This is a genomic window from Corallococcus sp. AB032C (assembly GCF_003668935.1).
Lineage (GTDB): Bacteria > Myxococcota > Myxococcia > Myxococcales > Myxococcaceae > Corallococcus > Corallococcus exiguus.
Map to the genome: position 1 here is coordinate 1 of NZ_RAWP01000179.1, position 10,686 is coordinate 10,686.

Sequence of the window (10,686 nt, forward strand, 5' to 3'; positions counted from 1 at the left end):
GCCCCTGCCCCCGCGGTGGCTCCGGCCGCACCCGCCACGGGTTCCGGCGGACTCCCCAAGGCCCCGATGGCCGCCGGGGGACGCAAGCCGCGCATCCTCATCGTGGACGACAGTGAGATGACCGCGCGGATCATCGAAGCGGACCTGGTGTCCAAGGGCTTCGAGGTCCACGTCGCGGACACCGCGGACAAGGCCACGAAGATCATCCTGAAGAAGCAGACGCGCCCGGACCTGGTGCTGCTGGACGTGCGCATGCCCAACGTGAACGGCGAACAGTTCTGCCGTTTCATCAAGAGCAACAGCCTCTTCAAGGGCATCAAGGTGCTGCTGTGCTCCGGCGAAAACGTCGAGGAGCTCCAGCGCATCTGCCGCGAGGCCGGCGCCGACGGCTACATCCCCAAGGACGCCGTGATGGGCAACCTCGTCGCCAAGGAGCTGATGCCCCCTGGCGCCGAGTAGTCGCCGCGCGCTTCAGGGCTTCGTCGCCGCCTCGGGCGCCACGGACGCGTCGGGCGTCGCGGTCTCCTGGGCCGGGCAGCTCGTCTTGGCGGCCCGCTCCTGCAACTGCTCCTGCACTTCCGCGGACTTCGCCTCGGAGGGCTTCGCGTTCTCCACGAAGCGCTGGTAGGCGGCCAGCGCCTCGCAGGACTTGCCCAGCGCGTCGTAGGATTTCACCAGCGCGTTGAGGATGGGGCGCTGGCCGGGCTGAAGGTCAAAGGCCTTCTGCAGCTCCGCCGCGGTCTCCTCGGTACGCCCCAGCGCCTCCAACGAGAGGCCGCGCCACACGTGATAGCTCGCGTTGTCCGGCTGCGCCGTCACGAGCGAAGTGGCGGCCTTCAGCGCCAGCTCCTTCTCCCCGGCGCGCGCGTTGGCCGTGTACGCCAGCTGGAGCAGGACGATGTTGGGGCCGCACTTCTCACCGAACGTGTCCGTCACGCGGATGAGGCCCTTCATGTCGCCGGTGTCCAGCAGCAGCTGCGCCAGCTGCTGCGCCTTCGCCTTGTCGCACGGCGTCTCCACCAGCTCCTCGCGCAGCTTGCGCACGAGCGGCTTCTTCAGGCCGTGGTCGAACTCCGGCTCCTCGGGCGCCTTGCTGCACGCACCGAGGACGGCGCCGGAGGAGAGACAGAAGACGGCGAGGCGGAACGCGGAACGGAAGGAGGAAGCGGACATGCCGCCCTGCGTAGCCCTTCCCTCCCGGACGGTCAAACCTCCGGTGCGCCCGCGGCGTTCTCCCGCTCGTCCAGGCCGCGCGCGAAGTTTCCGATGACGAGCCCCGGCCGCGCCGCCTTCAGCCGCTGCAGGAGCGTGCGGATGCCCACCGCCTCGCCGCCCGCGCCCACGCCGCGCGCGACCTCCAGGTACTGGAGCGGATCAATGCACAGCGAGCGCGTCTGGACCTGATCCACGCGGTACTTGCGCACCAGGTTCTCCAGCGCCTGCACTTCGCCCTCGCGGTCGGTGACGCCGGGGAACAGAAGCAGGTTGAGCGCCAGGTACGCGCCCCGCTCGCGCGCCAGCGCGATAGATGCCTCCACGTCCTCCCAGCCGTACTTCACCGGCTTGTAGTAGGCCTCGTAGAGCCCCTTGGACGCGGAGTTGAGCGACACGCGCACGGCGTCCAGGCCCGCGTCCAGCAGTGCCTCGAGTCCGTGCGTGAGGCTGGCGTTGGTGTTGATGTTGATGGAGCCCCTGTCCGTCTTCGCGCGCATCAGGCGGATGGACTCCGCGATGAACTTCCAGCGCGTGAGCGGCTCGCCCTCGCAGCCCTGGCCGAAGCTCACCATGGTGCGGCCCGGCGCGTGCTCCAGGTGGTACAGGCCGATGGCCGCCATCTCCTCCGCGGAGGGGCCGTCATCCATGCGCTCGTGCGAGGCCGGCGGGCCGTCCGCGGGCTGATCCGAGATGCAGCCCACGCAGCGCGCGTTGCACATCACCGACGCGGGGATGGCGCCCTCGTCGCGCGCGTAGAAGATGTTCTGCGACGTGAAGCACCGGTACAGCAGCGCGCACGTCTTCAGCTGCTTGAGCACGCGGCTGTCCGGGAAGCGCCCCATGTGCGCCGTCACCAGGCCCTTCAGCTCCGGCGTGGAGTACGCCTCCGGCTCCCAGTGCGAACGCCGGTCCGTGTGGATGGCCCACGCGAGCGGCCCGTCCTTGCCCCACGCCGCCGCCGTGTATGCCCACTGCGGCAGGATGGGTCCGCTGCCCTTCACCTCCCCGGGCAGGAACGTGCGCGTGTAGCCCGGCGGCAGCAGCGCGCCCACGGCGTTGGGCACGAAGGTCTTTCCGCCCATCTTCATCTCGCGCACCAGCTCCAGCTCACCGGAGTCCGGGTTGAGCCCCACGGGCAGGCGGCCAGGCAGGTGCACCAGGCGCCCGGTCGCTGGCAGGGCGATGGGCTTGTCCTGCGGGGGCACCAGCTCCTCGCCGCTGCGCAGGGTGGCGATGAGGTAGGGATGCTCCATGACCCGGCCCTTGGGGTCCGCGAAGAGCAGTTTCGGCGCGTGCGTCATGCGCTGTTAACTAACACGGGTGGGCCGCCCTGCGTCCAACGCCTCGCGTCATGTGGATGGATGAATGAGGCCCATCACGCGTGGCCGCTTGCCTCGCCCGTGCGCGCCTTGAAAGCGCTCATGCCCTGGTCTATGGGTCCGCCACGTTTTCCAGGCAGTCCCCCATTCGTCGGAGGCAGTCGTGATCGTCGGAGTCCCCAAGGAGATCAAAACCCGCGAGTACCGTGTTGGCATGGTGCCTGCGGGCGTGCGCGCGCTCACCATCGCGGGGCACACGGTGCTGGTCGAGACGAACGCTGGCGTCGGCTCCGGCATCCCGGATTCGGAGTACCAGCGCGTCGGCGCGCAGATCATCACCACCGCGGATGAGGTGTGGAAGCGCGCGGAGATGATCGTGAAGGTGAAGGAGCCCATCGCGCCGGAGTACGAGCGCATGCAGCCCGGGCAGATCGTCTACACGTACTTCCACCTGGCCGGCGTGGATCCGGAGCTCACCAAGACCCTCATCAAGAAGAAGGTCACGGCGGTCGCCTACGAGACGCTCCAGCTGGACGACGGCAGCCTCCCGCTGCTCAAGCCCATGTCCGAGGTGGCCGGCAAGATGGCCATCCAGGTGGGCGCCGCGTGCTTGGAGAAGGCCCACGGTGGCAAGGGCATCCTGCTGGGCGGCGTGCCCGGCGTGCGTCGCGGCCGCGTGGCCGTCATCGGCGGTGGCGTGGTGGGCCTGTGCGCCGCCAAGGTCGCCGTCGGCATGGGCGCGGAAGTGACCATCCTGGACGTGAACCTGGAGCGCCTCACCTACCTGGACGACGTGTTCCTCGGCCGCGCGCAGACGCTGGCGTCGGACACGGAGTCCATCGCGCGCACCGTGCGCGAGTCGGACCTCGTCATCGGCGGCGTGCTCATCCCCGGCGGCAAGGCCCCGAAGCTGGTGTCGCGTGAGCTCATCGGCGAGATGGAGCCCGGCTCCGTCGTCGTCGACGTCGCGGTGGACCAGGGCGGCTGCATCGAGACCTGCAAGCCCACCACGCACGACAACCCCACCTTCACCGTGAGCGACGTCGTCCACTACTGCGTGGCGAACATGCCCGGCGCGGTGCCCCAGACGTCCACCTTCGCGCTCACCAACACCACCCGCCCCTACTCGCGGAAGATCGCGGACCTGGGCCTGGTGGAGGCCATCAAGTCCGACCGCGCCCTCCAGCGCGCCATCAACACCTACAACGGCCACATCACCTACGAGGCCGTCGCCAAGGACATGGGGTACGACTACGTGCCCCTGATGGACGCACTCGGCGGCAAGAAGTGACGTAGCGGTCGCCTGCTCCACAGCCGGCCAGCCCTGTGCTGGCCGGTTGTCTGGGCGGGACGGTTGGACGGGTGTCCCGTTCAGTTCCCACCCTGTGGAATAAATGATCCCGCCGGGCGTCTCCGCACTCCAGAAGCGGGCATGCGGGCGGCGCGGCAGGGGAAAGCGTTGTTGACCCGTCTGTTCCGGTGCATAGATTGACCGTTAGGCAGGCGACGCATTCCCCAATCATTTCGGGCCCCTGGAAGGCGGGAGCATGATGCTGGACTTCAGGCAACCCAACCGGACGAAGCAGGAATTCGAAGAGCTGGCGCTGGCACACCTGGACCCGCTGTATTCAGCGGCGCTCCGGTTGACCAAGAACGAGCGTGACGCCGAGGACCTGGTGCAGGACACCTGCATGCGGGCCTACCGCTTCTTCGACAAGTTCGAGCGCGGGACCAACATCAAGGCCTGGCTCTTCAAGATCCTCACGAACACCTTCATCAACCGCTACCGCCGCAAGGTGAAGGAGCGCACGGTGGTGGAGGGCGTGGAGCGCGAGGCGGTGCATGAGCGCTTCGTGAGCCGGGACGCGACGGACTTCGCGGCCAACCCGGAGCAGTACTTCTTCGACCGGCTCTTGTCGGACGACGTGCTGCGCGCCATCGACTCGCTGCCCATCGACTTCCGGCTGGTGGTCATCCTCGCGGACCTCCAGGAGTTCTCCTACAAGGAGATCGCGGAGATCCTGGAGTGCCCCGTGGGCACCGTGATGAGCCGCCTCTTCCGCGGCCGCAAGCTGCTGCAGAAGACGCTGCGCGAGTACGCGGAAGGCCAGGGCGTATTCCGGCACGACGGGGAGCCGGTGCAGGCTGCTCCGGCGGATCTGGAAGAGTTCAGGCGCCGGAAGAAGGCAGGCTAGAAAGAGGTTGGAGGGGCGTTGCTTCCCTCCGCCCACCTCATCGAGCGCCCATGACCTGCCAGGAACTCGAGCGGTTGCTGTATCCGTACCTCGACGGCGAATTCCAGCCCGAGGAACGCCACGACGTGGAGTCGCATCTCGAAGGCTGCTCCGCGTGTGTCGCGCGGGTGGACGAGGAGATGCAGCTTCGTCAGACGCTTCGCCGCGCGGCGAAGCACTCCATCTCCTCGCAGGGCAGGCGCGCGCCGGCCTCACTGCGCGCGGGCATCCAGTCCGGCCTGCACCGCGAGCACCGCCGCGCGCAGGTGGGCCAGTGGCTGCGCGCCGGGGCCATGGCCCTGGTGGTGGTGACGGTGAGCGGCGGCTGGATGATGTACCAGTCCGGCAAGGCGCAGAAGGCCACCATCCTGGAGGCCGTGCAGCGCCACACGCGCCCGCGGCCCCTGGAGTTCGTCGCGGGCACGCCGGAGCAGATCGAAGCGTGGTTCAACGACAAGGTGGAGCACCGCATCACCCTGCCGCGCCTGCAACAGGCGCGGCCCGTGGGCGCGCGCTTCTCCACGCTCAACGGCCAGGAAGTCGTCTACGTCAGCTACGAGACGCAGCCCCGCCTCACCAACGAGCCCAAGCGCAACATCGGCGTGTTCGTGTATCCGGCCACGGGTCAGCGGGTGATCAAGGACGAGGGCCCCACGGTGGAGAACGTCGCCGTGAACTCGAGCCAGGCGTACAACGTGGTGACGTGGCGTGATCAGGACGTCACCTACGAGCTGGTGACGGATCTGGATGACGCCGCCATCCTGCAGATGCTGCGGGATCAGGAGCACCGCTCGAACGGGCTCGTGCGCCCCGCGCAGGTGAAGCCCGCGGTGAGCGTGCAGCCCGTCTCGCTACAGCCCTGAAGCCCTCGGGAACCGGGGGCTCGGGTGGTCGGCTGCTCAACTGAATACCGGGCGTTGCGCCCGGTGTGAAGATTGACGGTCCCATGCATGGCCGATAGCCTCGACGGCGTCTTTACTCTCGCGCGCCGCCGCTGCTGTCTTCGCGGTGACACACCGCGCGCCGCACCCCCAGGATGGCCGTCCCTTCATGTCCAAGCGAATCCTGATCGTCGAAAGCGACGCCACCCTCGCCACCACCCTGCAGCAGGCCATGGAGTCGCGAGGCTTCTCCGCGCAGACGACGGGCGACGGCAAGGGCAGCGTGGAGCTGATCCGCCGTGAGCGTCCGGACCTCGTGGTGCTGGCGGTGGACCTGTCCGCGGGACAGAACGGCTACCTCATCTGCGGCAAGCTGAAGAAGGACGACGAGCTGAAGACGGTGCCCATCGTCATCATCGGCAGCCCGGACGGCTTCGCGGCGCACAGCAAGCTGAAGGCGCGCGCGGACGAGTACGTGGCGAAGCCGGTGGACACGGACGTCCTCATCGACCGCGTGGGCGGCGTCATCGGCTTCCCGGAGCCGCCCGCGAGCGACGAGGTGGTGGACGAGAGCCTCACGCTGGACTCGCTGGGCGAGGAGCCCGCGACGGACTTCGGCGAGGAGATCGCCGTCGACACGGGCGAAGAGCCCGCGGTGGCCGGGGAAGACCTGGACATGCTCGACGACGCCTTCAGCGACATGTCCGAGCCCGTGACGGGCACGGAAGAGGAGCCCGTCGTCGCGCCGCCGGAGGAGATGGAGTCCCCGTCCGGCCTGGAGGAGATCTCCGCGCTCGACTCGCTGGGCCCGGACAACGACGACTCGCTGGACATGCTGGGCAGCCTGGACGAGCCGGAGGAGAAGACCGTCGTCGGCTTCATGCCGCCGGTGGATCCGGAGCCCATCGCCGCCCCCACCCCGCCGCCCGCGCGCGCCGCTCCCACGCCGCTGCGCGCGGTGCCGCCGCCCGCCGCTGCCCGCCCCGCCGCCGTCGCCGCTCCGGTGACGCCGGCCGCTGCCCCGGGCCCGTCCGCCGCGGATCTGGCGGAGCTGCGCAACCTGCGCGCGAAGGTGGCGGAGCTGCAGAGCGCGCTGGAGGACTCGCGCGCGGAGACGACGCAGGTCGAGGACCGCGTGCAGTCGCTGGAGTCCGAGCTCCAGGCGAAGGCCACGGAGCTGGAGGCGTCCCGCTCCACCTCCGGCAAGAGCGACAAGGACACCTTCGCGCTGCGTGACACCGTCAACAAGCGCGACAAGGAGATCCTGCGGCTCAAGTCGGAGCTGAACCAGAAGGACCAGGAGATCATCGAGCTGAAGGATCAGCACCTGGAGCTGGAGCAGAAGGCCTCCACCTCCGACGAGGAGCTGAACCGCCGCGACGCGCAGATCAAGACGCTCACCACGCGCACCGAGCAGCTCACCACGGAGCGCAAGCGCGTGGATCAGCAGCTGGCCACCGCGAAGGAGGAGGCGCGCGGCGCCACCGCGAAGCTGGGCGCGCTCCAGACGGAGCTGGATCAGCACCAGGTCCAGGCCCAGGAGATGGCGGCCGAGGCGGACAGCCTGCGCGCCCAGATGGCCCAGCAGGACGCGGACCTCCAAGCGGCGCGCGAGGAGGCCGAAGGGCTGCGCTCGCAGGTGGAGGCGTCACAGGGCGAGCTGGAAGGCCTGCGCGGCGAGCTGGAGGGCCTGCGCGGCCAGTTGGAGCAGTCCCAGGCGGACCTCTCCAACCAGGGCGCCCAGGCGGCCGCGGAGGCGGATGGCCTGCGCGCGCGCATCACCGAACTGGAGCAGGCGGCGGTGCGCAACGAGGAGCGCGTGACGAAGCTCTACGCGCGCATCAAGGGCGACGAGAAGCTGCGCGAGAAGACGAAGAAGGCGCTGGCCATCGCGCAGCAGCTGCTGGACGAGCCGGGCACCGCCGTGGGCGACGACGCCGACGAGGAAGCCGCGGCCTGAAGCACCGCGGTACCGCCTGACGAAGCCGGGGAAGGCGCGGGCTGAGTGCCGCCCTCCCCCGCTCCACGCCCCGGTTACTTGCCGGGTTGCTTCGGGGCCGTCTTCTTCTCGTGCAGCTTCTTGGCGAAGGACTGCACGGCGGCGGGCACGTTCTTGTCGCGGGCCAGGTCCTTCAGCTCCGCGTCGCGCAGCGTGTTGAGGAACTTCATGGTGACGGTGAGCGGCACCTTGGGGTTCTTCACCAGCGCCAGCTTCACCTTCTGCATCTTCGTCCACTCGCGGTTGTTGTAGATGACGCGCAGCACGTCGTCGTTGACGGCGCGGTTCGCGGCGCACGCGAGCACCTCGCCGTCGGTGATGCGGGGGCTGCGGATGACGGCCACGCAGACGAGCTTGTTGGTGTCGCGGATGAGCGCGGAGCGGGCCTCCTTGTTGCCCAGCGTGCCCAGCTTGATCTTCTCCGCGATGGACATCTTCATGATGCGCTGCGCGAGCGTCATGCGCTTGCCCTCCTCCATGGGAGCGGCGTCCTCGGCCTGCGCCTCCGTGCCCAGCTCCTGGAGCACCTCCGCCGCGGTGGGGCCCGGATCGGGCGGCGCGGCGGCGGCCTGCGGGCCGTAGATGCGCACGCGCGCGGCCTGCATCGCGGGCACGTCCGCCAGCACCAGGCCGCTGCGGACCGCGAAGTCGCAGACGCTGTCCACCTGCGACACCGGGACGCCGGGGTTGGCGCACAGGTTGCGGATGATGTCTTCGTTGCGCAGCAGGCGCAGCTGGTTCTGGGAGATGATCTCCGCCACCTTCGGGCTGCACGAGCCGGCCACGCTGGCCACGGCGTCGTCCGGCGTCTCCGAGTTGAGGACGAGCATCTCCGCGTAGGCTTCCTTGTCCTTGAGCAGGCCCAGGAAGTAGCCCAGCACGGGCGGCTGCACGCCCTCGTCGCGCAGCGCGGATCCGAGGATGCGGTCCGGCAGGCCGGAGGACGTCTTGGCGGCCGTCTCGCGCACGCCCGCGTCCGGGTCGAACGTGAGCATGTAGAGGGCGCCCAGCATGTCCGCCGGATTGAGCGGCACCAGGGACTTGGCCGCCATCATCCGCAGGGGCACGGGGGCGTTGGGATCCACGTGCTTGCGCAGGTTGGGCGGCAGGAACTCCGCGTTGAAGGGGCAGCCCGGGGGCGGGGCCGGAACGCTGGGGTCGGCGGTGCTCATGTCGCGTGATTCCTTCCGTAGATGATGCGCAGCCCCTCCAGGGTGAGGAACTCATCCACCTCCTGGATGGCCTTCGATTCACTGGCCACCAGCGGGGCCAGGCCCCCGGTGGCCACCACTTTCGCGGAGAAGCCCATCTCCGCCTCCATGCGCGCGCACATGCCGTCCACCATGCTCACGTAGCCGTGGACCAGGCCGGACTGCATGGAGTGCACGGTGTTGCGGCCCACCACGTGGGGCGGCCGGGCGAACTCGACGCGGGGGAGCTTGGAGGCGTTCTGGAACAGGGCCTCCATGGAGATGTTGATGCCGGGGCAGATGGCGCCGCCCAGGTACTCGCCCTTGGGCGTCACCGCGTCCAGCGTCGTCGCGGTGCCGAAGTCCACCACGATGAGACCGCGGTGGTGCTTCTCGTAGGCGGCCACCGCGTTGACGATGCGGTCCGCGCCCACCTCGCGCGGGTTGTCGTAGAGGATGGGCATGCCCGTCTTCACGCCCGGGCCCACGAACATGGGGCGCGTCTTGAAGTAGCGCTCGCTCATCTTCTCCAGGATGAACTGGAGCGGCGGCACCACGCTGGACACCGCCACGGCCTTCACCTGGGTCGCGTCGACGCCGCTCCACGCGAAGAGCTGGCGCACCTGGATGCCGTATTCGTCCGCGCTCCTGCGCGCGCTCGTCTCCAGGCGCCAGTGGTCCAGGAGCCGCCGGCCCTCGTACACGCCCAGGACGGTGTTGGTGTTGCCGACGTCGATGGCCAGGAGCATCAGGGGCGCACTCTAGCGCTGGGGACGCAGCTGCTCCACGTCCCCCGCCAGCACGCGCTCCACACGGCCGTCCGCCATGCGCACCATCAGGGCGCCCGTGGGGTCGATGTCCTCCGCGAACCCCTCCCAGTCCCCCCGGTCCGTCCGCACCCGGACCGGGACACCCAGGGTGCTGGAGAGCGCCTTCCAGCGGGTGCGCACCGCGTCGAAGCCGGTGGCCAGGTACGTGTCCAGCCAGGACTCCAGCCGGTTCCACAGGGCCGCGGTGAAGGGCGCGCGGGCCACGGGCCGCCCCTGCGCCAGGGCGACTGACGTGGCCGTGGCGCGCAGCTCGTCGGGGAAGTGCTCCTCACCGGAGTTGAGGTTCACCCCCACGCCCACGATGACGAAGTGCACGCGCTCGGGTTCGGCGGACAGCTCCGTGAGGATGCCGGCCACCTTCCGGCCGGCAATCTGGACGTCGTTGGGCCACTTGATCGCGGCGTCCGCGCCCGCGTCGCGCAGCGTCTCCGCCAGGGCCACGGCGGCCACCAGCGTGAGCTCCGGCGCGCGCTGCGGGGGCAGCTCCGGGCGCAGGATGGCGGAGAAGTACAGGTTCAGGTTTGGCGGCGACACCCAGGCGCGTCCCCGGCGCCCCTTCCCCGCCGTCTGCTGCTCGGCCACCACCACCGTGCCGTGGGCCGCGCCGTCCTGGGCCAGCCGGAAGGCCGCCGCGTTGGTGGAGCCGATGGTGTCGTGGTGGTGCAGCACGCGGCCCACCGCGCGCGTGGCGAGCAGCGGGTGGAGCTCCAGCGCGGAGAGCCGGTCCGGCCGGCCCACCAGCCGGTAGCCCTTCGCGGGCACCGCTTCGATGCGGTAGCCCTTCAGCCGCAGGGCCTCCACGTGCTTCCACACGGCCGTGCGCGACAGGCCCAGCCGGTTGGACAGCGCCTCACCGGAGATGAAGCCCTCCCCGCCTTCCGCGAGGAAGTTGAGGATGCGCGCGTCCTGCGTGAGCTCGTTCGTCGTCTCCACGGGAGGCGGGCCGCTTCAGTTCGGGGCGGGCGCGGCGGGGGCTGTCTCTTATACACCTCTGACGCTGCCGACGAAGAGCCCTGTG

At 69.6% G+C, this 10,686-nt stretch carries 10 protein-coding genes; 5 read left to right on the top strand and 5 right to left on the bottom strand.

Going from position 1 to position 10,686, the window contains the following annotated elements:
- On the top strand, positions 1–459 hold a 459-nt coding region (locus D7X99_RS39990), incomplete at its 5' end, for a PleD family two-component system response regulator (RefSeq protein ID WP_147476399.1).
- A gap of 12 nt (positions 460–471) precedes the next feature.
- Here D7X99_RS39990 and D7X99_RS39995 read toward each other — a convergent pair.
- Positions 472–1,173 carry a hypothetical protein gene (locus D7X99_RS39995; RefSeq protein WP_121782332.1) on the bottom strand — a complete coding sequence of 234 codons (702 nt, stop codon included), beginning with the start codon at positions 1,171–1,173 and terminating at the stop codon, positions 472–474.
- Between the two features lie 32 nt (positions 1,174–1,205).
- Entirely contained in the window at positions 1,206–2,516 is a 1,311-nt protein-coding gene (locus tag D7X99_RS40000) for a radical SAM protein (protein WP_121782333.1), read from the bottom strand.
- A gap of 181 nt (positions 2,517–2,697) precedes the next feature.
- On the opposite strand from D7X99_RS40000, the gene ald reads away from it, so the two are divergent.
- The 4 genes from ald (at position 2,698) to D7X99_RS40020 (ending at position 7,609) form a co-directional block, all read left to right on the top strand.
- Positions 2,698–3,825 carry an alanine dehydrogenase gene (ald, locus tag D7X99_RS40005; RefSeq protein WP_120599621.1) on the top strand — a complete coding sequence of 376 codons (1,128 nt, stop codon included), beginning with the start codon at positions 2,698–2,700 and terminating at the stop codon, positions 3,823–3,825.
- A 259-nt stretch (positions 3,826–4,084) separates the two neighbouring features.
- Entirely contained in the window at positions 4,085–4,729 is a 645-nt protein-coding gene (locus D7X99_RS40010; protein WP_120563274.1) for a sigma-70 family RNA polymerase sigma factor, read from the top strand.
- A gap of 50 nt (positions 4,730–4,779) precedes the next feature.
- Positions 4,780–5,631, top strand: a complete 852-nt coding sequence (locus D7X99_RS40015) for an anti-sigma factor (protein ID WP_121782334.1) — start codon at positions 4,780–4,782, stop codon at positions 5,629–5,631.
- 187 nt (positions 5,632–5,818) lie between these two features.
- Entirely contained in the window at positions 5,819–7,609 is a 1,791-nt protein-coding gene (locus D7X99_RS40020) for a response regulator (RefSeq protein ID WP_121782335.1), read from the top strand.
- Between the two features lie 74 nt (positions 7,610–7,683).
- Here D7X99_RS40020 and D7X99_RS40025 read toward each other — a convergent pair whose 3' ends face one another.
- Genes D7X99_RS40025 through D7X99_RS40035 form a run of 3 tightly spaced genes read right to left on the bottom strand, consistent with a single transcriptional unit; the run spans position 7,684 to position 10,601 of the window.
- A complete protein-coding gene (locus D7X99_RS40025) occupies positions 7,684–8,820 on the bottom strand; it encodes a hypothetical protein (protein ID WP_121782336.1) in 1,137 nt (378 codons plus the stop codon).
- Complete coding sequence (locus tag D7X99_RS40030; RefSeq protein WP_121782337.1) at positions 8,817–9,587, bottom strand: type III pantothenate kinase; 771 nt, start codon at positions 9,585–9,587, stop codon at positions 8,817–8,819. The genes D7X99_RS40025 and D7X99_RS40030 overlap by 4 nt, the downstream gene beginning before the upstream one ends.
- A 12-nt stretch (positions 9,588–9,599) precedes the next feature.
- On the bottom strand, positions 9,600–10,601 hold the full coding sequence (locus D7X99_RS40035) for a biotin--[acetyl-CoA-carboxylase] ligase (protein ID WP_121782338.1): 1,002 nt from the start codon (positions 10,599–10,601) through the stop codon (positions 9,600–9,602).
- Positions 10,602–10,686: the final 85 nt, after the last annotated feature.